Raw genomic sequence first — 22,300 nt, 5'->3', positions numbered from 1 at the left:
TCAGATCCTCTTAAGCCTGCCACGGATGAATAACAACGCCCTGCACCACGCGATTGACCGTCCCGCTGGCGGATGGCGTATCGGGCGTATTGCCTACGCTGAGCGACTGGGTAAGGGCAAAGACCTGCGCATACACCAGGAAGCAGAACGCCTGTTCCATATCGCTAAACGGACGGGAAGGCGGCAGGAGAATATGCGGCCCCGCTTCAATGGCCGGATCGTTTTCAGCGGCGATGGCGACGACGCGCAGGGCCTGGCGATCGCGGCGCAGTTCGGCCAGCAGATCCAGATCGTACTGGCGCGTATACGGATGGCTGGAGATGAACACCACCACCAGCGTTTCGTTATCCACCAGCGACTTCGGCCCGTGACGGAAACCGGTGGGGGAATCGTAGAATGCCGCCAGCTTGCCCGCCGTCAGCTCCAGCACCTTCAGCGCCGATTCGCGCGCCGCGCCCTGCAGACCGCCGCTTCCCAGATACACGATCCGTTTCCACGGTTCGCTGCCAAAGACGCCATGGCTGAAATCGCCGAGCGAGGTGAGGATCGCCTGACAGCGATCGGCCACGTCGCGGAAGGTGTGACTGTTGATCGTTTCCGGGGCGAATACGGCCAGACAGCTCGCCATCATGGTGGTGATGCTGCTGGTCATCGCGAACCCGCGATCGTGCGTTTCGGCAGGCATCAGCAGGGCATAAGCGTTATCGCTGTCGACGGCGGTCTGGTAAAGGCTTCCGGCCTCGTTACAGGTGATCGACAGGTGGTAGCACTCCGGTACGAACTGATTGGCCAGCTCAACGGCTGCAACGCTTTCCGGACTGTTGCCGGATCGGGCAAACGAAACCAGCAGCAGCGGATGCGCAGGGCTGAAGTAATCCATCGGGTTTGTGACCAGGTCAGTGGTCGGGACGGCGGAGATAGTTTTCCCGGTGTGGCTCGCAAGCCATGGCGCAATGATATCGCCGATAAACGCGGACGTGCCCGCGCCGGTCAGGACGATCCGCAGATCGTGCTTGCGCAGCAGCGGCGTAAGGAAGCTGTCGATCGAAGAGCGCAGGCTATCGATATTGTTGAGCGAGCGGATCCAGCTGGCAGGCTGCTGGCGGATCTCTTCCTCGGTCCAGGTGCCGGTTGCGGCGGTGGTAGTTTGTGGCATAACTCAGTCCTTAGTCGTGTGAATTCCACATCAGACGCTGGCAATCGTGTCGCTATCTTTCGTTTCGTTTCACTTGTTCACTTTAGCAGTTAAATAAAATCTATAGAAAAGAAATCGAAACTTCAATGAAAGAAAAGAAATAAAACGAAAAGTGTGATCATGAAAGGAAGAGGCAGATTAAAGGAAAGGAAAAGAAAGGCCTTACGGTTTCAGGCCGTAAAGCCAAAAGGAGACACAATGAAAGGGCTAAAGGGGGAGAGCCTGGCCCTGAATCCAGATCTGCTGGAGGTGTAAACCCCCGTTCAGCGCGTTGAGATTCGCGCGTTTACCCGGCGCTAACGAACCGAGTTGGTTATCCATACCCAGCAGGCGGGCGGGATGCAGCGAGGCCATATGAATGGCGTCTTCGGCAGTGATGCCCGTATGTTCCACCATATTGCGTACAGCGGCATCCAGCGAGAGCGTGCTCCCGGCCAGCCCGCCGGAGCCGGTTCGAACCACGCCGTTTTGCATCGTGACCGCTTCACCACAGAGCGTATACCGACCGTCCGGCATACCGGCTGCCTGCATGGCATCGGTGATCAGCACCAGGCGTTCTTTTGCACAGCAACGGCATAACCGCATGGCTCCCGGATGGACATGGTGGCCGTCGGCAATCAGCTCCAGCCACGCCCGTTTGTCCGTCAGCCCTGCGCCGACCATGCCGGGTTCCCTGTGGTGCAGTCCCGTCATGCCGTTATAGCAGTGCACCAGCCCATCGGCACCCGCGTCAAACGCGGCGAGGGTTTGATCGAACGTAGCGGCGCTGTGGCCCAGCATCACGCGTATTCCGCGCTGTTTGAGATGGCGAATCGCCAGCAACGCGCCAGGTTTTTCCGGCGCCAGCGCCACCACCCGTAACGTGCTCAGTGAAACGTCAATCAGGCTGTCCAGCTCGGCGATATCCAGTTCCCGGAACAGGTCAGGCGGATGCGCCCCTTTGTTCTGCGGCGTAAAGTACGGTCCTTCCAGGTAGCTGCCCAGGATCTGCGCGCCGGGGCCGCCCGACTGACAGCGACGGGCGATTCGCGCGAGCGCGCCGTGGATAGCCTCCAGCGGCGCGGTAACGGTAGTGGGTAAAAAGGCGCCCACGCCTTCGCGCGCTTTATGCATCGCGAGAATATCCAGCACGTCAGGCGGATCATCCATCACGTCCACGCCCGCGCCGCCATGGACGTGCGTATCGATATACGCCGGGCAGAGCAGTTCCGCATCGCGCGACGTCACGCCCGCCGGGACAGGCTCAATAGCCGCAATCACGCCGTTTTCAATGCGTAGCTGGTGGTCATCCAGCCAGCCCTGTTCGGTAAGCACCCGCCTCGCGCGCAGCAGCTGCCTCATATCCCTTCCTCGGCAGGGGCTTCCTCGCGACAACGTCCCAGTTCGTCTACGAGGCTCGTCAGGCCGCGGTGCCCGCACTCCAGCGCCTGCAGACGAAACGCTTCGCTGCTTAATCCGTCGCGCTCCAGCACCATCTCCAGCAGCAGCTGCAGGTTGGTCCCGGTGATCACTTCGCTGCCCGGCCGTTGCATGGCGAGCGTCGATGCCACGCGAAACGGCGTGCCGCCGAGCAAATCGGTGAGAAACACAATATCGTGCTCTGCATCGAGTTCACTCACTGCCTGCTCAAGCTGAGCGGTCAGTCGCGCGGTGGTGGATGTTTCAGGAAAATCGATGGCGATAAACTGCGGCTGCTCGCCGAGGATCTGCTTCATCGCCTGCTCAAGCCCGCTGGCAAAACCGCCGTGACCCGTCAAAATAATGCCTAACATCGCAACCTCTTTGCTTTTACAGGAAGTGACAGAACTTACCGACTACGCCCAGCAGCACGGTGATACCGATCAGCCGCAGCGGGCTCCAGCCGCGGCGCACCAGCCAGAACATGGTCAGGGTGTAGACCAGCGGCAGGAACGCGGGCATCAGCTTGTCGATAACGTCGGCCTGCAGTTTGACGACGGCATCACCCGCCTTAATTTCAAGCGTCGTATTGAGTCGGACATAGGTTGCCACCAGCGCGCCAATCACCGTCATCCCGACGATAGACGCCGCGTGACCGACCTTTTTGGTGTTGGCTTTGATCAGCGGAATGGCCGCCACGCCCATCCGGTATGCGTAGTGCGCCAGACCAAAACGCAGGCCGAGGTGCACCACGTTAAAGAGTACGATAAAGACCACGGCCCCCAGAATCGACCCTTGCAGCGCCAGGCTGGCGCCGATACCGCCGCAGATGGGCAGCAGGGTTAGCCAGAACATGGCGTCGCCGATACCGCCGAGCGGCGCGCCGACGGCAATTTTGGTGCTCTGGATGCTGTTCACATCCTGCTTGGAGCGCTCCATCGCCAGAATGATGCCGATAACAAAGGTCACCAGGAACGGGTGGGTGTTAAAGAAGCCCATATGGCCTTTCATTGCCCGCGCCAGATCCCGCTTGTTGGTGTGGATCTTTTTCAGCGCGGGCAGCAGCCCGTACAGCCAGCCGGAGGCCTGCATACGTTCATAGTTAAACGAGGCCTGCAGCAGCATTGAACGCCAGGCCACGCGGTTAATATCTTTTTTCGTCAGTTCGGCACCGATGCTCTGGTCTTCGTAGACGTTTTCGTTGACGCCGGTCAGCAGCGTCTCTTCGGATTCAGACACGCCCGGTAACGTTGTTTGATTAGATGCCATCTTCGAATTCCTCTTTCTGGGCCGCTGTAGCCGTCGGTTCAGGTGATTTACGCATCAGGTCGATCAGCGCCATGGCCAGCGCGGCGGCCGCAATCGCCAGCACCGGAAGCTTGAGCCAGGCGGCGGCGACAAAACCGATAATGAAGTAAGGGATGTAGACGTTTTTCATCATGATCTTCAGCAGTACGGCGAAGCCGATGGCAGGCATGATGCCGCCCGCAACGCCGAGGCCGTCAATCAACCGTGCCGGCAGAACATCAATGGCGGTTTTCGCATGTTCCGCACCGAAGTAGATCGGCAGGAAGGCGCACAGAAAATAGAAGATGCCGAGCGCCAGCAGCGCAAGATAGTTCACCCGTTCAATACCGTGAGTATCTGCATTGGCCGCCATGCGATCGCAGCGTGACATCACGCCGGACATCACCGAGAAGAGGAACGTAATTCCCATCTGTACCGCGACGGCAAACGGGACGGCGACGCCCACGGCAACTTCTGGCTTCACCCCGGTGCTGATGGCAAATGCGGTACCCACAATGGTGCCGATAATGACGTTCGGCGGCTGGGCACCGGCGAGCGGGGCCAGCCCCATCCAGACCAGCTCTAACGTGCCGCCGGTCAAAATACCGGTATGCAGGTCGCCCAGAATCAGGCCGACCAGCGGCCCGAGCACCACCGGGCGGTGCATGTGTGTTAACCCGTTAAACATATCCAGACCGGCGATAAAGGCGAGTATGCCCAACCCCAGCGCCTGCAACAGACTGATTTCCATTGTGAATCCCTCAGAGCAGTTTAAAGAGATCCAAAGCAGTTTCTGTTGGAACGCCCTGAACGAAGCATTCCACCCCGGCCGCTTTCAGGCCGTTGAACGCGGCGATGTCGTTCGCGTCGACAGAGACCGTTTTGGCAATTTGTTGTTTGCCACTGGCGTAGTGCATGTTTCCTACGTTGATACGGGTGATGGGCACGCCGCCCTCAACCAGCTTCAGAAAATCAGCGGGTGATTTGCAGACCAGCAGGATTTTCTGGCGGTCAGCGGCGCGGTGAATGTTGTCGATCACTTTTTGCAGTGACCAGAAGCGCACGGCGATCCCTTCCGCGAGCACCATCTCCATCAGGTTCTGTTGAACCGGATCTTCAGCCACCTCATCGTTGGCGACGAGTACCAGGTTTGCCCCCGCAAACCCCACCCACTGCACGCCCACCTGACCGTGAATCAGGCGTTCATCAATGCGGCATAAGACAATGTTTGGCATAGCGCTTTCCTCTTTTTATTATGCGTTTTGCGTTGTTACACCTTCGCAGGCGGCGTGGTACTGCTGGAGTATGTCCTGAATGTGGTCGATGATGAGTTCCCGCGGCGTTGACTTGAGAGCGCCCTCGCGAACTTTCCCGTACTGCAGCGGCAGGTACTGGCTGATCAGCGGCAGCGGAATGGGCTCGTCTGCCAGGTTGCGCACCAGCCGTTCAAAAGCGTCGTCAATCTGGCTGTCCGGCCAGTAATAGCGCACGCGGTCAGAGTAGCTGTAGCCGCGGGCCAGGCGACGCGCGTTGCCGTCACCGTGGTAATGGCTTTGCCAGTATTCCGGGCGATCGAGCATGACGTTTTCCAGCACGTGACGCAGGCCAGAAACGGCTTTCGCTGGCAGCAGTTCCTCTTCGATGGCGGCCAGCGCGAAGAGCGCTTCGCGCAGGGCGAAGGTCAGGGCAGGGCCAACCTTCAGAATCGCAAAGTGATCGTTGACCAGTTTTCGCAGCGCCTGCGGCGTCTGGTAGTCGGTGGAGTGGGCTTCAAACACCAGCGTGTCGTAGGCTTCAACCATTTTGCTCAGGGCGACGGCTTTCTGCGGCTGATAGTCGCAGACGTGCGCATGGTCGAACTCCACGCCGGGCTGGACGACCAGACCAATAATGCGCGGCCAGATGTCGGTTAAGCCTTCCTTTTCGAATGCATGACGGTGCGCTTCAAGCGTGGCGCGGGCCGCGTCCGGCGTGGTGACTTCAAGTTCGGTGAGCGTCTCGTGCGCGCCACCGGGAACCGGTACTTCCGTGCCGATAACGTAGACCAGATCGGCTACACCAAACTGCTCGCGACAGGTCGCTTCGGCAATCTTCGCCAGGCGTGCGGCGCGTCCGGCGACGATCGCATCGGTCAGGGGAACCGGATCGTCCTCACAGGACATGCTGCAGTCGAGGTGGATCTTTTTGAATCCGGCAGAAACATAGCTTTTGATCAGATCGTCTGCGTTGGCCATCGCCTGTTCCGCAGGGAGATTTTGCCAGCGGTTGGGGCCTAAATGATCGCCGCCGAGGATCAGCTGCGACGTCGGGAAACCGAGCGACTCGGCAAGCTTGCAGACAAACCCGTGAAAATCAGCGGGCGTCATGCCGGTATAGCCGCCAAATTGATCCACCTGGTTGGAGGTGGCCTCGATCAGCAACGGGGATCGATGCGAATGCGCATAACGAATGGCCGCTTCCAGTACCAGCGGATGCGCGGAGCAGACGGCGTAAATCCCGTTTGAATTCCCCCGTTTATGGTGTTCCACCATTTCTGTCAGATGTTTCACTTTCCTCTCCATTTCGGATGGCAATGATATTTATCTTTCGTTTTGTTTCATTTAATCCTGCATCATGGTGATATAAAAATAAAACGAAAGATAATAGTTTTCCGATCTGTTTCACAAAAGAAACATAATGAAAGGTTTCAGCGCGATGCCAGCTTGCGTATCGTCACCATGCAGGGCTTGCATTCCCTTAAAGGAAAGGCCTTAATAGGCAAAACGAAATGAAACGAAAGAATATTGATTAAGGAGCTCGTATGAGCAGCACCGATTCATCCGCAGAAAAGCGCATCACCGGCACCAGTGAAAGGCGAGAACAGATCATTCAGCGGTTGCGGGCGCAGGGAAGCGTGCAGGTTAACGATCTGTCTCATCTGTACGGCGTTTCGACGGTGACGATCCGCAATGACCTCGCCTTTCTTGAGAAGCAGGGCATTGCCGTTCGCGCCTACGGCGGGGCACTGATTTGCGAAGGTAATGTGCCGGGCGCTGAGCCTTCCGTGGAAGATAAAAGCTCGCTGAATACGGCGGTTAAGCGCAGCATTGCTCAGGCCGCTGCCGCGCTGGTCAAACCCGGGCACCGCATCATTCTGGATTCGGGTACCACGACGTTTGAAATCGCCCGCATGCTGCGCCAGCACACGGACGTGATTGCGATGACTAACGGCATGAACGTAGCGAATGCGCTGCTGGAAGCTGATGGGGTGGAGTTGCTGATGACCGGCGGGCATTTGCGTCGTCAGTCGCAATCCTTCTACGGTGACCAGGCCGAGCAGTCGCTACAGAATTACCATTTTGACCTGCTGTTCCTGGGCGTCGATGCCATCGATCTCGATCGGGGCGTGAGTACGCATAACGAAGACGAAGCCCGACTGAATCGCAAAATGTGCGAGGTGGCGGAGCGTATTATCGTTGTTACTGACTCCAGCAAATTTAATCGCTCAAGCCTGCATAAAATCATTGATACGCAACGGATTGATATGATTATTGTCGATGAAGGTATTCCAGCGGAAAGTCTTGAAGGATTACGGAAAAGCGGGATTGAGGTGGTGTTGGTTTAAATTTTTTTACCCTCTCCCTGGGGGAGAGGGTAGAGTGAGGGGAAATCACGTCACCGGTGCCGGGTTAAACACCGCCAGCTGGTTGTGTAATCCCCACTGATCCGAAAAGGTTTTCTTCCGCCCGCTGGCGACATCGAGAATGAAGTGGAACAGCTTCCAGCCCACGTCCTCAATACTCTCTTCTCCGGTGGCGATGGTGCCCGCGTTGATATCCATTAAGTCATACCAGCGGTTCGCCAGCGCGGTGCGGGTCGCCATTTTAATCACTGGCACCGCCATCAGGCCGTACGGCGTGCCGCGCCCGGTGGTAAAGACCTGCACCGTAATGCCGGATGCGACCTGCTGCGTGCCGCACACAAAATCGCTGGCCGGCGTTGCCGCGTAGATCAGGCCGCGTTTCGTCGGGCGCTGTCCCGGAGAGAGCACCTCTGCAATGGCGCTCTGCCCGGATTTGGCAATAGAGCCGAGGGCTTTTTCCACCACGTTTGCCAGGCCGCCTTTCTTGTTCCCGGGGGAGGGATTGGCGCTGCGGTCGGTTTTGCCCATATCGAGATAGTTATCGTACCAGGCCATCTCCTCAAGCAGGCGCTTGCCGACCTCTTCATTAACCGCGCGCGGCGTCAGCAGATGGATGGCGTCTCGCACTTCGGTCACCTCGGAGAACATTACCGTGGCGCCGCAGCGAACAAGCAGATCGGATGCAAAGCCCACCGCCGGGTTGGCCGTCACGCCGGAGAAGGCATCGCTGCCGCCGCACTGGGTACCCACAACCAGCTCAGAGGCCGGGCACGTTTCGCGCTGGCGGCGGTTGAGCTTGTCCAGATGTCGCTCTGCTACCTGCAAAATATCGTCGACCATTGAGCGGAAACCGACGTGGCGTTCGTCCTGCAGGCGCACGATGCTGGCCTCGTCTGCCGGGATGGCTTTGACATCCTCGGTCCCCTGCAGCAAACGTTCTGGCTGCAATTTTTCACAGCCGAGGCCAATGACCATCACCTCGCCGCCAAAGTTCGGGTTCAGGGCGATATTGTGGATGGTCCGGATAGGCACCACGGCAGCGGGCGCGTTAATCGCCACGCCGCAGCCGTAGAGGTGGTTCAGGCCCACCACGCCGTCGACGTTCGGGTATTTTGGCAGCAGATCGCGTTCGATGATTTTCACCACGTAATCCACTACACCCGCCACGCAGTGCACGCTGGTGGTAATGCCGAGCAGATTTTTGGTGCCGACGCTGCCGTCCGCATTGCGATAGCCTTCAAAGGTATAGCCTTCCAGTGGGGGAAGCGGTTCCGGCACGCGGGTTGCCAGCGGAAGCGTATTCAGCGGCGGCGCTTCTGGCAGCGCCACCAGCGACTCCTCCACCCAGCTTCCCTGCGGTATCGAACGAACGGCATAGCCGATGACTTCACCGTAACGCACGATTTCGATGTTAACAGGGATATCCACCAGGGCGACTTTATGTCCCTGCGGAACATGCTCAATCAGTTCCAGCCCGTCCGGAAAGCGGGTTCCCGCTTTTAAGCCATTGTCGTTGACGATAATCGCTACGTTATCGGCGTCGTGCACTTTTATATAAAACGCCGTCGGCGGTGCCTGTCGAATTTCAATGTCGGCCATTGTTCAGTATTCTCCAGCAAAAAGTCTGATAATAAATTCAGCCATTTTTCTAATGGTAGAAATAAATACGCGGCTTTCAGAAATAAAGCATGTCAGCAGAATGAATCGCAAAATGTGATCCCGATCGCTTCAGAACCCGTAATCCTTGATTCTGTGCATTAGCGCCCAGTGCTTTGTGCATATGCAAAAATTTTTATCAAAATATACCGTAATACCTGAGCATTAAAACAATGTGCGGTCGCGGATAGCGTCTTATACTGAATGACGTTTTTATCACGCCAGAATACGGCAGAATAATAAATATCATGCTGGCGCGGTGTCTGAATAAATAAAATGATGCTGAAAAAGGCTGCTGAATTAAAAAGGTAAATACGATGAATAACGCGATCTTCCCGAATAAATTTAAAGCGGCTCTCGCGGCGCACCAGATTCAGATTGGCTGCTGGTCCGCGCTGGCAAATCCCATCAGCACCGAAGTGCTGGGCCTGGCCGGTTTCGACTGGCTGGTGCTGGACGGCGAGCATGCGCCGAACGATATCAGCACCTTTATTCCGCAGCTGATGGCGCTGAAAGGCAGCCACAGTGCCCCGGTGGTGCGTGTCCCCACCAACGAACCGGTGATTATCAAGCGTCTGCTGGATATCGGCTTCTACAACTTCCTGATCCCGTTTGTGGAGACGGAAGAACAAGCGGCACTGGCCGTTGCGTCTACGCGCTACCCTCCCGAAGGGATCCGCGGCGTCTCCGTTTCACACCGCGCCAATATGTTTGGCACCGTCCCGGACTATTTCGCGCAGTCCAACAGCAACATCACCATTCTGGTTCAGATCGAGAGCCAGCAGGGCGTTGATAACGTCGACGCGATTGCCGCCACAAACGGCGTGGACGGGATCTTCGTCGGTCCAAGCGATCTGGCTGCCGCCTTTGGCCATCTGGGCAACGCCAGCCACCCTGACGTGCAGCGCGCGATCCAGCACATCTTTGCCCGCGCCAAAGCACACGGTAAACCGTGCGGCATTCTGGCGCCGGTTGAGGCTGACGCACGCCGCTATCTGGAGTGGGGAGCCACGTTCGTTGCCGTCGGCAGCGACCTCGGCGTTTTCCGCTCGGCTACGCAGAAATTAGCGGACGCTTTTAAAAAATAACCATCATTGAGGAAACAGATTATGACGCTGAAAGTGGGCTTTATTGGCCTGGGGATCATGGGTAAACCAATGAGTAAGAACCTCATCAAAGCGGGTTACTCACTGGTGGTATCCGATCATAATCCACAGGCCGTGGCTGAGGTGATGGCGGCGGGAGCAGAAACGGCCACCACCGCGAAAGCGATTGCTGAGCAGTGCGATGTCATCATCACCATGCTGCCAAACTCCCCGCATGTTAAAGAGGTTGCGCTGGGTGAAAACGGCATTATCGACGGCGCGAAGCCAGGCCTGGTGCTGATCGATATGAGCTCTATCGCACCACTTGCAAGCCGTGAAATCAGCGAGGCGCTAAAAGCAAAGGGCGTCGATATGCTGGATGCGCCGGTCAGCGGCGGTGAGCCGAAAGCGATCGACGGCACGCTGTCAGTGATGGTCGGCGGCGATAAAGCTATTTTCGATAGATTTTACGACCTGATGAAAGCCATGGCGGGCTCCGTGGTGCACACCGGAGAGATTGGGGCGGGTAACGTGACCAAGCTGGCAAACCAGGTGATTGTGGCGCTCAACATTGCCGCCATGTCTGAAGCGCTGACGCTGGCAACCAAAGCGGGCGTCAATCCGGACCTGGTCTACCAGGCCATTCGCGGTGGTCTGGCGGGCAGTACCGTGCTGGATGCCAAAGCGCCCATGGTGATGGATCGCAATTTCAAACCTGGTTTCCGCATCGACCTGCATATCAAAGATCTGGCCAACGCGCTGGATACCTCCCACGGCGTGGGCGCACAGCTGCCGCTGACCGCAGCGGTCATGGAGATGATGCAGGCGCTGCGTGCCGATGGCCTGGGCACGGCCGATCACAGCGCAATTGCATGCTACTACGAAAAACTGGCGAAGGTGGAAGTGGCGCGTTAATCACGCCTTACCTGTACCTGAGGGTGACAGCGGCGCGCAAACCCTCTATACTGCGCGCCGAAGCTGACCAGACAGTCGCCGCTTCGTCGTCGTCCCTTTCGGGGGAGACGGGCGGAGGGGAGGAAAGTCCGGGCTCCATAGGGCAGGGTGCCAGGTAACGCCTGGGGGGGAAACCCACGACCAGTGCAACAGAGAGCAAACCGCCGATGGCCCGCGCAAGCGGGATCAGGTAAGGGTGAAAGGGTGCGGTAAGAGCGCACCGCGCGGCTGGTAACAGTCCGTGGCACGGTAAACTCCACCCGGAGCAAGGCCAAATAGGGGTTCACATGGTACGGCCCGTACTGAACCCGGGTAGGCTGCTTGAGCCAGTGAGCGATTGCTGGCCTAGATGAATGACTGTCCACGACAGAACCCGGCTTATCGGTCAGCTTCAACTTCTTCTAAAACAATTCGTTGGTGTGCCTCAGGCCTTCACAGGCGAAAATGAAACACAGACTGTGATACAAACGAGGCACACCAACGGCTGTTCCATCCCGACTATCCTGAAACCTGGCAACCGCGACAGCCTTCATTTCTGACTACCTTCAGGTGGTTTTTTCGTATGTCTCTGGATTGCGATTCATGTTTATTCCCTGTCAATATTTGATCTACAGACCACCCTGGCTCACTAAAATGTATGAGAAAAATAAATGAATCGTTAATAAATACAGTTTACCCCTAATTAATTTCTGAAAATGAAGAGGGGCTATTGCTACAGGATGATAAGAGCGCTTAACTCAACGCCTAATTTACCCATCGGTATTCAGTTGAGCATGAACAAAAAAAACAAACGAAAAAAACTGATTAAATATCATAGAAATATGCTGAAAAATCGCCGATACCAGCCTGATTTGGCAGGTGCAGACCTGCGGTTTATGGATCTCAGGGGGCTCTATTTATGCAATATTGATTTATCGGGATGCGATATTTCGTTTTGTGATCTTCGTGGAGCCGATTTCTCCTGTGCTAATCTTGCAGGCGCTAATCTTAGCTACTGTAAAACGGAAGGTACTATTTTTAGTCATGCTGATTGTACTTGCGTGGATTTTACTGGAAGCGATATCCATAATGCCTGCTTCAACGATCGCACCGGGCCATTGACGGAACATGAGAAAATTGAAAGTGACATGCCACTATCCCGACCACTCATCTCCATCTATATGCCAACCTGGAACCGCCAGACATTGGCGATCAGAGCCATACAATCGGTGCTGAATCAAGACTATGTGCACTGGGAACTCATTATCATTGATGATTTCTCATCGTCATTTGACCAGCTCTTGACGTATATCACTGAACTGAATGACCCGCGCATTACCTATATTCGCAATGAATTTAACTCTGGCGCTTGTGCAGTTCGAAATCAGGCTATACGGATGGCCCGGGGTGATCTTATTACGGGTCTGGACGATGATGATGAATGGCTGCCGACACGCCTGTCCTCCTTTCTTACTTGTCAACATCAACTTCAGTTGCACAGTTTTTTATACGCAAATGATTATCTCTGTGACGGTACCGGATATCATCACCCTGATGAGTTGCAGGTATATCCGAAACCGGCTTATAAAAAAAGCCTGTTTGATAAAAGGAATATTATAGGCAACCAAATGCTGACCTTAACCAGTAGAATGCAACAGATCCTGTTCGACGACGCCTTGCCTGCGGCTCAGGATTATGATGCGTTTTATCGGCTGGCAGAAACCTTCGGTGAACCTTTCAAACTGGATGACATCACCCAGGTGCTTTATGTCAATCACGGCGACGTCCGCATTACCTGCTCAGGACGAAAATTTTCAGGTTATCTACGTTTTTACCGGAAACACAAAGCCAAATTAGACGTACCGAGTAAAAAATATCAGCTCTTCACTCTTTACTACATTCGCAACAAAAAAATGCGCCCGCAAACCCTGATGAAATTGATGACGCTACGCAATCTGAAACGCTATCTGATGATGTATACCCGCTTCCGGAACAAAAAGTTCTAAGGCGTACAAACGCCAAGAGTCGTGGTGGTGTTCAGAATGAGTAGATTGATACGGAAATCTTAGCGACGAGGGGCTGGATAAGTCGCCGGGAATCACCCCGGCAGACAACCACGACGAACGGGTAAGCGCTGCGCCACCCGACAACCACACAAACGACATCAATTCTCATATTTGCGACATTAAGCACATTTCACTGTTTTTCCCTTATCAATTCCAACCCGGCATCTGCATACGATCGACATCACAAAATTTAAATCCAAAAAACCGACGATATGTAGTATTGATAATTTGTTATGATTGTTAGCTTAATGATCGCAAATCTTTTCTCGTTTGATATGCACATATTGAAATCAAATACATTTCTCCCATGAATGTGTGACGTATTCCACTCTTTTCCTGAAGTCTGAAAATTCACGCCGTAAAAAATTGATAAATTGAAAGAATGTTTCAAACAAATAACGGTTATTTATTGGTCTTTAATTGCCTGAAATATCGTCTTTATTGATTTTTTAAGAGCGGTGAAATTTATCCGGGTTATCGCCATAAAATAAATTTATTCCCGCTATTTTTGTTGATCAATATCAGCGTTGTAGCGTATTTTTATGTTTCTACTCTGTTGATTTGTAAGGTTTTTAATGGATTTTTGAGAGGTGAGGTAAAAGGGCTGAAAAGCAAATTGTGAGTAACAGCACATACCCCTTTAAACATAATTGAGTAGAATTCACCCCGTCATAGGGAAATAAGCGCAGAATATTATGAACACTATTATTCTACCGAAAACACAGCACCTCGTGGTATTTCAGGAAGTCATTAAAAGTGGCTCCATAGGTTCTGCAGCAAGGCAGCTGGGCCTGACGCAACCCGCCGTCAGCAAAATCATCAGCGATATTGAGTCCTACTTCGGCGTGGAAGTGATGGTGCGCAAAAACACCGGCGTGAAACTGACCGCCGCGGGCCAGGTTCTGCTCTCGTACTCAGAGTCGATCACCCGCGAAATGAAAAACATGGTGAGCGAAATCAACAGCCTGAGCTTCAGCACTGTTATGGATGTCTCCTTTGGCTACCCGTCACTGATCGGCTTTACCTTCCTGTCCGGGATGATCAAAAAATTTAAGGAAGTGTTCCCGAAAGCGCGCGTCTCAATGTATGAAGCCCAGCTCTCCTCTTTCCTCCCGGCCATTCGCGACGGTCGTCTGGATTTTGCCATCGGTACGCTGAGCGACGAAATGCTGCTGCAGGATCTCCACGTCGAACCGCTGTTTGAGTCCGAGTTTGTGCTGGTCGCCAGCAAAACGCGAACGTGCACCGGCCCGACGACACTGGCATCGCTCACGCACGAGCAGTGGGTGATGCCGCAAACCGATATGGGCTACTACAAAGAACTCCTGACTACTCTGCAAGACAACCACATCAGCATCGAAAACATCGTCCAGACCGATTCGGTCGTCACCATTTATAACCTTGTCCTGAATGCCGATTATCTGACGGTGATTCCCCGTGACATGATCGCCCCATTCGGTTCGGATCAATTTATTGTGCTGCCTGTGGAAGATGAATTACCCGTGGCGCGTTATGCCGCCGTGTGGTCTAAAAATTACAGAATTAAAAAATCGGCGTCCGTATTAGTTGAGCTGGCAAAACAATATTCGTCGATGAATGTCGAAAGACGACGATAAATAATAAGTTACTATTTTAAAAATACCCAGAGCTTAACGCATTAACGCTCTGATACCCTGACTTTGCCTGAAAAGAATGAATTATTATAACGAGGATATTATGCATATTACTTACGATCTCCCGGTAACCATTGAAGATATTCAGGATGCCAGAAAACGCCTGGCAGGCAAGATATATAAAACCGGTATGCCACGCTCGAATTATCTCAGTGAACGTTGTAAGGGCGAAATATTCCTGAAGTTTGAGAACATGCAGCGTACCGGTTCGTTCAAAATTCGCGGCGCGTTTAATAAATTAAGCTCGCTGACCGATGCTGAAAAACGCAAAGGCGTGGTCGCCTGCTCAGCGGGAAACCACGCGCAGGGGGTTTCCCTTTCCTGCGCCATGCTCGGCATCGATGGCAAAGTGGTGATGCCAATGGGCGCACCAAAATCCAAGGTCGCCGCGACGCGCGACTACTCAGCGGAAGTGGTGCTGCACGGTGAGAACTTTAACGACACCATCGCCAAAGTCAGCGAAATCGTCGAGATGGAAGGGCGTATTTTTATTCCGCCTTACGATGACGCCAAAGTGATTGCCGGTCAGGGCACCATCGGCCTGGAAATTCTCGAAGATTTATACGACGTGGATAACGTGATTGTCCCTATCGGTGGCGGCGGTTTAATTGCCGGTATTGCAACGGCGATTAAATCCATCAACCCGACCATTAATATTATCGGCGTACAGTCTGAAAACGTGCACGGAATGGCAGCCTCCTGGCAGGCAGGAGAAATAACCAACCATCGCGTCACCGGCACGTTAGCCGACGGCTGCGACGTCTCTCGCCCGGGCAAATTAACCTTCGAAATCGTTCGTGAACTGGTCGATGACATTGTGCTGGTGAGCGAAGACGATATTCGCAACAGCATGATTGCTCTTATTCAGCGAAATAAAGTGGTGACGGAAGGCGCTGGCGCACTGGCCTGTGCGGCGTTATTAAGCGGCAAACTGGATCACTATATTCAGGGCCGCAAAACCGTCTGCATTATTTCCGGCGGCAATATCGATCTCTCCCGTGTTTCCCAAATTACCGGCTTCGTTGACGCATAAAGGTGACCTATGAGCAACACAGAAAGCATTATCGTTGGCCAGACAAAAACGTCCTCCTGGCGTAAGTCTGATACCACCTGGACGCTTGGCCTGTTTGGTACCGCCATTGGCGCAGGCGTGCTGTTCTTCCCCATTCGCGCAGGCTTTGGCGGATTAATCCCTATCCTGCTGATGCTGGTTCTCGCGTTCCCGATTGCGTTTTACTGCCACCGCGCGCTGGCGCGCCTCTGCCTGTCCGGCAGCAACGTCTCCGGCAACATCACCGAAACGGTGGAAGAGCATTTCGGTAAAACCGGCGGGGTGGTGATCACGTTCCTCTACTTCTTTGCCATTTGCCCGCTGCTGTGGATTTACGGCGTCACCATTACTAACACCTTCATGACCTTCTGGGAAAACCAGCTCCAGCTGCCTGCGCTGAACCGCGGCGTGGTGGCGCTGTTCCTGCTGCTGCTGATGGCTTTTGTTATCTGGTTCGGTAAGGACCTGATGGTGAAGGTGATGAGCTTCCTGGTATTCCCGTTTATTGCCAGTCTGGTGCTGATTTCGCTGTCTCTGATCCCTTACTGGAACTCCGCTGTGATCGACCAGGTCAACCTGAGCGATATCGCCTTCACCGGCCATGACGGCATCCTGGTCACGGTGTGGCTGGGGATCTCCATCATGGTCTTCTCCTTTAACTTCTCGCCTATCGTCTCCTCGTTTGTGGTTTCCAAGCGCGAAGAGTACGAGCCGGAGTTCGGTAAAGAATTCACCGAGCAGAAATGTTCCAAAATCATCAGTCGCGCCAGCATGCTGATGGTCGCCGTGGTGATGTTCTTCGCCTTTAGCTGCCTGTTTACGCTCTCTCCGCAGAACATGGCGGATGCCAAAGCGCAGAACATCCCGGTGCTCTCTTACCTGGCGAACCACTTTGCCTCCATGTCCGGCACCAAATCGACGTTTGCGACGGTACTGGAATACGGCGCTTCCATTATTGCCCTGGTCGCTATCTTCAAATCCTTCTTTGGCCACTACCTGGGCACGCTGGAAGGGCTGAATGGCCTGATCCTCAAGTTCGGCTACAAAGGCGATAAGAAGAAGGTCTCTTTCGGCAAACTGAACACCATCAGCATGGTCTTCATCATGGGCTCCACCTGGATTGTGGCGTACGCCAACCCGAATATTCTCGACCTTATCGAAGCCATGGGCGCGCCAATTATCGCCTCTCTGCTGTGCCTGCTGCCGATGTACGCCATCCGCAAAGCGCCAGCCATGGCGAAATATAAGGGCAAACCCGAGAACATCTTCGTCACGGTTGTGGGCCTGCTGACCATTCTGAATATCGTTTACAAACTGTTCTAAACCATTGCTCAGGAAGAGCGGAGTCACATGATGATTGAGTTTCCGGTTGTACTGGTAATTAACTGCGGTTCGTCCTCTGTTAAGTTTTCGGTGCTCGACGCCAGCAGTTGCGACGCCTTGATGACGGGCATTGCTGACGGCATCAACACTGAAAAGGCCTTTATTTCCGTGAACGGGGGTGAGCCAGCCAGACTGGTTCACCAGGACTACGAAGGGGCGCTGGCTGCCATCGCCCTGGAGCTGGAGAAGCGTGACCTGATGAGCAGCGTGGCCTTAATTGGCCACCGCATTGCGCACGGTGGCGACCTCTTCAGCGAGTCGACCCTGATTACGGAAGAGGTGATTGAGCAGATCCGCCAGGTCTCTCCGCTGGCGCCGCTGCATAACTACGCCAACCTGAGCGGCGTGGAAGCCGCAGAGCGTCTGTTCCCGGGCGTGCAGCAGGTCGCGGTATTTGATACCAGCTTCCACCAGACGCTGCCGCCGCAGGCGTATCTGTACGGTTTGCCGTACCGCTATTTTGAAGCGCTGGGCGTGCGCCGCTACGGCTTCCACGGCACCTCTCACCGCTATGTGACCGCGCAGGCTCATTCGCTTCTCGGGCTGTCCCCCGATGACAGCGGCCTGGTGATCGCCCATCTCGGCAACGGGGCGTCCATCTGCACGGTGCGCAACGGCCAAAGCGTGGATACTTCCATGGGGATGACCCCCCTGGAAGGACTGATGATGGGTACGCGTTGCGGCGACGTGGATTTTGGCGCGATGGCGTGGATTGCTCAGCAGACCGGTCAGTCGTTTGAGGATCTGGAGCGCGTGGTCAACAAAGAGTCCGGGTTGCTGGGGATCTCCGGCATCTCTTCTGACCTGCGGGCGCTGGAGAAAGCCTGGCATGAAGGCAACGAGCGGGCTGTGCTTGCGATCCAGACCTTCGTTCACCGCATTGCGCGACACATTGCCGGGCACGCGGCGTCGCTGCACCGCCTGGATGCGGTGATCTTTACCGGCGGCATCGGCGAAAACTCAACGCTGATTCGCGCCCTGGTGGCTGAACGCCTGAAGGTGTTTGGCGTCATCCTCGACGACGCCAAAAACTCCCTGCCGGGCAGCGCGGGTGAGCGCGTCATCAGCACCGATTCGTCCCGCGTGGTCTGCGCGGTGATCCCTACCAACGAAGAAAAAATGATCGCGCTGGACGCCCTCCGTCTTGGGAAGGTTACCCCGGCTGCGGCTTACGCCTGATAAAGCGAGAAACACATGAACGTAACAATCGATACGGGCGTCGCCCCCTACAGCGACGCATGGGCCGGGTTTCGCGGTGAAGAATGGAAAAACGCCGTCAACGTGCGCGATTTTATTCAGCATAACTACACCCCTTACGACGGCGATGAAGCTTTCCTCGCGCAGGCGACGCCAGCAACGACGGCGCTGTGGCAGAAGGTGATGGTCGGCATTCGTCAGGAGAATGCCACCCACGCCCCGGTGGACTTTGACACCAACATTGCCACCACCATTACGGCCCACGGGCCGGGCTATATCGACCAGGATCTGGAGACGATCGTCGGCCTGCAAACCGACAAGCCGCTCAAGCGCGCCCTGCATCCGTACGGCGGGATCAACATGATCCGCAGCTCGTTTGAGGCCTACGGGCGGGAGATGGATCCGCAGTTTGAATATCTCTTTACCGAGCTGCGCAAAACCCACAACCAGGGGGTGTTTGACGTCTATTCGCCGGAGATGATGCGCTGCCGCAAATCCGGCGTGCTGACCGGTTTGCCGGACGGCTACGGGCGCGGGCGCATCATCGGCGATTACCGCCGCGTGGCGCTCTACGGCATCCGCTATCTGGTACGCGAGCGTGAACTTCAGTTCGCCGATCTGCAGGGCAGGCTGGAGCGCGGCGAAGATCTGGAGGCGACGATCCGCCTGCGTGAAGAGCTGGCGGAGCACAAGCGCGCGCTGCTGCAGATCCAGCAGATGGCGGCGAACTATGGCTTTGATATCTCACGCCCGGCGATGAACGCCCAGGAAGCGGTGCAGTGGCTCTATTTTGCCTACCTGGCAGCGGTGAAATCCCAGAACGGCGGAGCCATGTCGCTGGGGCGCACGGCCTCGTTCCTCGATATCTACATCGAACGCGACATGCAGGCGGGACGCCTGAATGAGGTGCAGGCGCAGGAGCTGATCGACCACTTCATTATGAAGATCCGCATGGTGCGTTTCCTGCGCACGCCGGAATTCGACACGCTCTTCTCCGGCGATCCGATCTGGGCCACGGAAGTGATCGGCGGCATGGGGCTGGACGGCCGCACGCTGGTGACCAAAAACAGCTTCCGCTATCTGCACACGCTGCACACCATGGGACCCGCGCCGGAGCCGAACCTGACGATCCTCTGGTCAGAACAGCTGCCGATCGCGTTCAAGAAATATGCCGCGCAGGTGTCGATTGTCACTTCGTCGCTTCAGTATGAAAACGACGACCTGATGCGTGCCGACTTCAACAGCGACGACTACGCGATTGCCTGCTGCGTCAGCCCGATGGTGATCGGTAAGCAGATGCAGTTCTTTGGCGCGCGCGCCAACCTCGCCAAAACGCTGCTGTATGCGATCAACGGTGGGGTGGACGAGAAGCTGAAGATCCAGGTCGGCCCGAAAACCGAGCCGCTGCTGGACGACGTGCTGGATTACGACACCGTGATGGCGAGCCTCGATCACTTTATGGACTGGCTGGCGGTGCAGTACATCAGCGCGCTGAATCTCATTCACTACATGCATGATAAGTACAGCTACGAAGCCTCGTTGATGGCGCTACACGACCGGGACGTTTACCGCACCATGGCCTGCGGCATTGCCGGGCTATCGGTAGCGGCGGACTCCCTGTCCGCCATTAAATACGCCACGGTGAAGCCGGTGCGCGACCATACCGGTCTGGCGGTCGATTTCGTGATAGAAGGGGACTATCCGCAGTACGGCAACAACGACGATCGCGTGGACAGCATCGCCTGCGATCTGGTGGAGCGCTTTATGAAGAAAGTTCAGTCGCTGCCAACCTATCGCAACGCGGTACCGACCCAGTCGATCCTGACCATCACCTCCAACGTGGTTTACGGGCAGAAGACCGGGAACACGCCGGACGGACGCCGCGGCGGCACGCCGTTTGCTCCAGGCGCGAACCCAATGCACGGCCGCGACAGAAAAGGGGCGGTGGCCTCGTTAACGTCGGTCGCCAAGCTGCCGTTCACCTATGCCAAAGATGGCATCTCCTACACCTTCTCCATCGTGCCGCAGGCGCTGGGCAAAGATGAGCTGGTGCGTAAAACCAATCTGGTAGGGCTGCTGGACGGGTACTTCCATCACGAAGCGTCTATTGAAGGCGGGCAGCACCTGAACGTTAACGTGATGAACCGGGAGATGCTCCTCGATGCCATTGCGCATCCCGAGAACTACCCGAACCTGACCATCCGCGTCTCGGGCTATGCGGTGCGGTTTAATGCCCTGACGCGCGAGCAGCAGCAGGATGTGATTTCGCGAACGTTTACCCAATCTATCTAAATGTGAGTTCTCATGCCCCCTCAACGCAGGGGGCTTTTTTTTGCCCGCTAAACATACAAAATTGTTTATATAATTACTCACACATATTCATCCGCTCTTGAAAAACAATACGCCTGCTTTCCCCTATAACAGAATGTAAGGACAGTAAGATGATGAAAATGACCCGTATTGCGTTGGCCGCCGCCACGCTGGCCGTGTGCAGTTTTACGGCACAGGCCGCTAACGTTGAGGCTGCTCCGTCTCCATCGCAGGACCCGCTGGTTCAGCACCTGAAGCTCAGCAACGAGCAGGTTAAGAAGATTGACGATCTGCATAAGCAGCTGGAACAAAATGTCAGCAAGATCCCAATGACGGGCGTGAAGGACGGTGCGCTGATCGACATGTTCCAGGCGGGTAAATGGGACGAAAGCACGGTGAAAAGCCAGCTTAGTGCATTCAGCAAAATTGAAGAGCAGACCCGCTATTACCGCGTGAAATATTACTTCGACGTCAGCCAGGTGTTAACACCTGAACAGCGCAAACAGATTAGAACGGATATGGCTAACGCGCTGGCTGAGTAATCCTGAAATCATTCATTAGAAATGAGACCTCACAGAATCGCTTTAAATAGATTCTGTGAGGAATGATCCTGACTTTCATGCTGATGCCCGTTCATTCCATGCATCTGAGAATTGAATGTTCCCATCGCAATAGGTCCAGGTCGCTTTTTCGTAGCGCAATTGAATAGATTCAAGGTGGCCAGTACCAGGACAGTGACGAGTATCGTTAACAATTGGGGAGATAGAGACAACTTTCACACTGTCCAGCTCAGTTTTAAAATATTCTACCTCCCGACCTGCGTCATTAATTCGGTAATATCTAATCTCAACTTTCTTAAGGTTTTGTCCTGTCGCTACCGCCTTATAAAGATAGGGAGATGAGCTATCAATTTCCTTCTCGAAAAGAAAAGGAGCGTGTTTCCTCGTCCCGGTTAATCTTCCGGAGAGTGGATCGGTTGGAATACTCACATTATGGGTTAAACCTCTAATTTCAACACTCCCTTCACGATCCTGAACATCACATGAACCTTTAATGAGTGAGCCACCATCGTCATAGAACCAAATATGAACAGGTACGGCCATTATAAATACTCCTTCTAAATATCAATCGTGTATCCATTTACCTGCTTTAACCGCTTCGGCAAACATTCTTACCGTCAATGGCTTTGATATTTGCTTAACCGGTTCTTTAGTAAACCATTTCCTGAAAAACCAGGTTTGAGTCCAGGGGAAATAATTTTCAGTGTTAACGTCGATAAGGTACACTTTTTCAAATCTCTCAATGGCATATACAACATCATCCAGATCGGTGTAATCCTGTAGAACATCATCCATCTCAAGTGGGATTCGCTTGCCAGTAAATGTTCCTTGTTCTGGTAAAATATCTCTGAAGAATTTCAAAACATCCGTTTCACTCGTCATAT

At 54.7% G+C, this 22,300-nt stretch carries 20 protein-coding genes, 1 other RNA gene and 1 pseudogene; 12 read left to right on the top strand and 10 right to left on the bottom strand.

Features of this window, described 5'->3' with window-relative positions; all coding sequences use genetic code 11:
• Positions 1-10: 10 nt before the first annotated feature.
• From KGP25_RS21535 to kbaZ, 7 genes are all read right to left on the bottom strand, one after another.
• Positions 11-1,156 carry an SIS domain-containing protein gene (locus KGP25_RS21535; RefSeq protein ID WP_223539610.1) on the bottom strand — a complete coding sequence of 382 codons (1,146 nt, stop codon included), beginning with the start codon at positions 1,154-1,156 and terminating at the stop codon, positions 11-13.
• A 246-nt stretch (positions 1,157-1,402) separates the two neighbouring features.
• Positions 1,403-2,536 (bottom strand): N-acetylglucosamine-6-phosphate deacetylase, encoded by a 1,134-nt coding sequence (gene nagA, locus KGP25_RS21530; RefSeq protein ID WP_223539609.1) that lies wholly within the window; start codon positions 2,534-2,536, stop codon positions 1,403-1,405.
• The gene (gene agaF, locus KGP25_RS21525; protein ID WP_045355421.1) at positions 2,533-2,967 is read right to left on the bottom strand and encodes a PTS galactosamine/N-acetylgalactosamine transporter subunit IIA; all 435 of its coding nucleotides are present in this window, start codon (positions 2,965-2,967) and stop codon (positions 2,533-2,535) included. The genes nagA and agaF overlap by 4 nt, the downstream gene beginning before the upstream one ends.
• A 16-nt stretch (positions 2,968-2,983) precedes the next feature.
• The gene (agaE, locus tag KGP25_RS21520) at positions 2,984-3,862 is read right to left on the bottom strand and encodes a PTS N-acetylgalactosamine transporter subunit IID (protein ID WP_024906386.1); all 879 of its coding nucleotides are present in this window, start codon (positions 3,860-3,862) and stop codon (positions 2,984-2,986) included.
• The gene (gene agaW / locus KGP25_RS21515; protein WP_223539608.1) at positions 3,852-4,631 is read right to left on the bottom strand and encodes a PTS N-acetylgalactosamine transporter subunit IIC; all 780 of its coding nucleotides are present in this window, start codon (positions 4,629-4,631) and stop codon (positions 3,852-3,854) included. Before agaW ends, agaE begins: the two co-directional genes overlap by 11 nt.
• 10 nt (positions 4,632-4,641) lie before the next feature.
• The gene (gene agaV, locus KGP25_RS21510; RefSeq protein WP_023333561.1) at positions 4,642-5,115 is read right to left on the bottom strand and encodes a PTS N-acetylgalactosamine transporter subunit IIB; all 474 of its coding nucleotides are present in this window, start codon (positions 5,113-5,115) and stop codon (positions 4,642-4,644) included.
• An 18-nt stretch (positions 5,116-5,133) separates the two neighbouring features.
• Positions 5,134-6,441 (bottom strand): tagatose-bisphosphate aldolase subunit KbaZ, encoded by a 1,308-nt coding sequence (gene kbaZ / locus KGP25_RS21505; protein ID WP_196365218.1) that lies wholly within the window; start codon positions 6,439-6,441, stop codon positions 5,134-5,136.
• Positions 6,442-6,680: 239 nt separating this feature from the next.
• Between kbaZ and KGP25_RS21500 the strand changes: the two genes are divergently transcribed.
• Entirely contained in the window at positions 6,681-7,484 is an 804-nt protein-coding gene (locus KGP25_RS21500) for a DeoR family transcriptional regulator (protein ID WP_045415290.1), read from the top strand.
• 45 nt (positions 7,485-7,529) lie between these two features.
• Here the strand turns inward: KGP25_RS21500 and garD are convergent, their stop codons facing one another.
• Positions 7,530-9,101 (bottom strand): galactarate dehydratase, encoded by a 1,572-nt coding sequence (gene garD / locus KGP25_RS21495; RefSeq protein WP_223539607.1) that lies wholly within the window; start codon positions 9,099-9,101, stop codon positions 7,530-7,532.
• A gap of 374 nt (positions 9,102-9,475) precedes the next feature.
• Here garD and garL point away from each other — a divergent pair, with 374 nt between their 5' ends.
• From garL to KGP25_RS21440, 11 genes and pseudogenes are all read left to right on the top strand, one after another.
• On the top strand, positions 9,476-10,246 hold the full coding sequence (garL, locus tag KGP25_RS21490; protein WP_048992584.1) for a 2-dehydro-3-deoxyglucarate aldolase: 771 nt from the start codon (positions 9,476-9,478) through the stop codon (positions 10,244-10,246).
• Positions 10,247-10,267: 21 nt separating this feature from the next.
• Positions 10,268-11,158: a 2-hydroxy-3-oxopropionate reductase gene (gene garR / locus KGP25_RS21485; RefSeq protein ID WP_045415285.1), complete on the top strand. Its 891-nt coding sequence runs from the start codon at positions 10,268-10,270 to the stop codon at positions 11,156-11,158.
• 59 nt (positions 11,159-11,217) lie between these two features.
• An RNA gene (rnpB, locus tag KGP25_RS21480) (RNase P RNA component class A) lies at positions 11,218-11,594 on the top strand.
• A gap of 298 nt (positions 11,595-11,892) precedes the next feature.
• A pseudogene (locus KGP25_RS26800) lies at positions 11,893-12,225 on the top strand (pentapeptide repeat-containing protein); the annotation flags it as partial.
• Between the two features lie 99 nt (positions 12,226-12,324).
• Positions 12,325-13,182 carry a colanic acid biosynthesis glycosyltransferase WcaA gene (gene wcaA / locus KGP25_RS21470; RefSeq protein WP_223540597.1) on the top strand — a complete coding sequence of 286 codons (858 nt, stop codon included), beginning with the start codon at positions 12,325-12,327 and terminating at the stop codon, positions 13,180-13,182.
• A 755-nt stretch (positions 13,183-13,937) separates the two neighbouring features.
• Positions 13,938-14,858 (top strand): transcriptional regulator TdcA, encoded by a 921-nt coding sequence (gene tdcA, locus KGP25_RS21465; protein ID WP_045910073.1) that lies wholly within the window; start codon positions 13,938-13,940, stop codon positions 14,856-14,858.
• Between the two features lie 100 nt (positions 14,859-14,958).
• The gene (gene tdcB, locus KGP25_RS21460) at positions 14,959-15,948 is read left to right on the top strand and encodes a bifunctional threonine ammonia-lyase/L-serine ammonia-lyase TdcB (RefSeq protein WP_023326154.1); all 990 of its coding nucleotides are present in this window, start codon (positions 14,959-14,961) and stop codon (positions 15,946-15,948) included.
• 9 nt (positions 15,949-15,957) lie between these two features.
• Positions 15,958-17,289: a threonine/serine transporter TdcC gene (tdcC, locus tag KGP25_RS21455; protein ID WP_223539606.1), complete on the top strand. Its 1,332-nt coding sequence runs from the start codon at positions 15,958-15,960 to the stop codon at positions 17,287-17,289.
• A 30-nt stretch (positions 17,290-17,319) separates the two neighbouring features.
• Positions 17,320-18,528 (top strand): propionate kinase, encoded by a 1,209-nt coding sequence (gene tdcD / locus KGP25_RS21450; RefSeq protein WP_223540596.1) that lies wholly within the window; start codon positions 17,320-17,322, stop codon positions 18,526-18,528.
• 15 nt (positions 18,529-18,543) lie between these two features.
• A complete protein-coding gene (gene pflB, locus KGP25_RS21445; protein ID WP_223539605.1) occupies positions 18,544-20,838 on the top strand; it encodes a formate C-acetyltransferase in 2,295 nt (764 codons plus the stop codon).
• 149 nt (positions 20,839-20,987) lie between these two features.
• The gene (locus tag KGP25_RS21440; RefSeq protein WP_223539604.1) at positions 20,988-21,398 is read left to right on the top strand and encodes a Spy/CpxP family protein refolding chaperone; all 411 of its coding nucleotides are present in this window, start codon (positions 20,988-20,990) and stop codon (positions 21,396-21,398) included.
• A gap of 75 nt (positions 21,399-21,473) precedes the next feature.
• Here KGP25_RS21440 and tssD read toward each other — a convergent pair whose 3' ends face one another.
• Positions 21,474-21,959 carry a type VI secretion system tube protein TssD gene (gene tssD / locus KGP25_RS21435; protein ID WP_223539603.1) on the bottom strand — a complete coding sequence of 162 codons (486 nt, stop codon included), beginning with the start codon at positions 21,957-21,959 and terminating at the stop codon, positions 21,474-21,476.
• Positions 21,960-21,980: 21 nt separating this feature from the next.
• Positions 21,981-22,298, bottom strand: coding sequence for a DUF1493 family protein (locus KGP25_RS21430; RefSeq protein WP_223540595.1), 318 nt, complete (start codon positions 22,296-22,298; stop codon positions 21,981-21,983).
• Positions 22,299-22,300 lie beyond the last annotated feature (2 nt).

This window comes from Enterobacter sp. JBIWA003 (assembly GCF_019968825.1).
GTDB lineage: Bacteria > Pseudomonadota > Gammaproteobacteria > Enterobacterales > Enterobacteriaceae > Enterobacter > Enterobacter quasiroggenkampii.
This window is presented reverse-complemented; position numbering and strand designations above follow the sequence as displayed.

Bases quoted from the DNA above. Each gene is read 5' to 3' on its own strand.
- KGP25_RS21440 (WP_223539604.1), top strand. From the start codon at position 20,988: ATGATGAAAATGACCCGTATTGCGTTGGCCGCCGCCACGCTGGCCGTG.
- agaF (WP_045355421.1), bottom strand. From the start codon at position 2,967: ATGTTAGGCATTATTTTGACGGGTCACGGCGGTTTTGCCAGCGGGCTT.
- garR (WP_045415285.1), top strand. From the start codon at position 10,268: ATGACGCTGAAAGTGGGCTTTATTGGCCTGGGGATCATGGGTAAACCA.
- KGP25_RS21500 (WP_045415290.1), top strand. From the start codon at position 6,681: ATGAGCAGCACCGATTCATCCGCAGAAAAGCGCATCACCGGCACCAGT.
- agaW (WP_223539608.1), bottom strand. From the start codon at position 4,631: ATGGAAATCAGTCTGTTGCAGGCGCTGGGGTTGGGCATACTCGCCTTT.
- agaE (WP_024906386.1), bottom strand. From the start codon at position 3,862: ATGGCATCTAATCAAACAACGTTACCGGGCGTGTCTGAATCCGAAGAG.
- KGP25_RS21535 (WP_223539610.1), bottom strand. From the start codon at position 1,156: ATGCCACAAACTACCACCGCCGCAACCGGCACCTGGACCGAGGAAGAG.
- garL (WP_048992584.1), top strand. From the start codon at position 9,476: ATGAATAACGCGATCTTCCCGAATAAATTTAAAGCGGCTCTCGCGGCG.
- KGP25_RS21430 (WP_223540595.1), bottom strand. From the start codon at position 22,298: ATGACGAGTGAAACGGATGTTTTGAAATTCTTCAGAGATATTTTACCA.
- tdcB (WP_023326154.1), top strand. From the start codon at position 14,959: ATGCATATTACTTACGATCTCCCGGTAACCATTGAAGATATTCAGGAT.
- tdcA (WP_045910073.1), top strand. From the start codon at position 13,938: ATGAACACTATTATTCTACCGAAAACACAGCACCTCGTGGTATTTCAG.
- tdcC (WP_223539606.1), top strand. From the start codon at position 15,958: ATGAGCAACACAGAAAGCATTATCGTTGGCCAGACAAAAACGTCCTCC.
- agaV (WP_023333561.1), bottom strand. From the start codon at position 5,115: ATGCCAAACATTGTCTTATGCCGCATTGATGAACGCCTGATTCACGGT.
- nagA (WP_223539609.1), bottom strand. From the start codon at position 2,536: ATGAGGCAGCTGCTGCGCGCGAGGCGGGTGCTTACCGAACAGGGCTGG.
- tssD (WP_223539603.1), bottom strand. From the start codon at position 21,959: ATGGCCGTACCTGTTCATATTTGGTTCTATGACGATGGTGGCTCACTC.
- tdcD (WP_223540596.1), top strand. From the start codon at position 17,320: ATGATTGAGTTTCCGGTTGTACTGGTAATTAACTGCGGTTCGTCCTCT.
- wcaA (WP_223540597.1), top strand. From the start codon at position 12,325: ATGCCACTATCCCGACCACTCATCTCCATCTATATGCCAACCTGGAAC.
- pflB (WP_223539605.1), top strand. From the start codon at position 18,544: ATGAACGTAACAATCGATACGGGCGTCGCCCCCTACAGCGACGCATGG.
- kbaZ (WP_196365218.1), bottom strand. From the start codon at position 6,441: ATGGAGAGGAAAGTGAAACATCTGACAGAAATGGTGGAACACCATAAA.
- garD (WP_223539607.1), bottom strand. From the start codon at position 9,101: ATGGCCGACATTGAAATTCGACAGGCACCGCCGACGGCGTTTTATATA.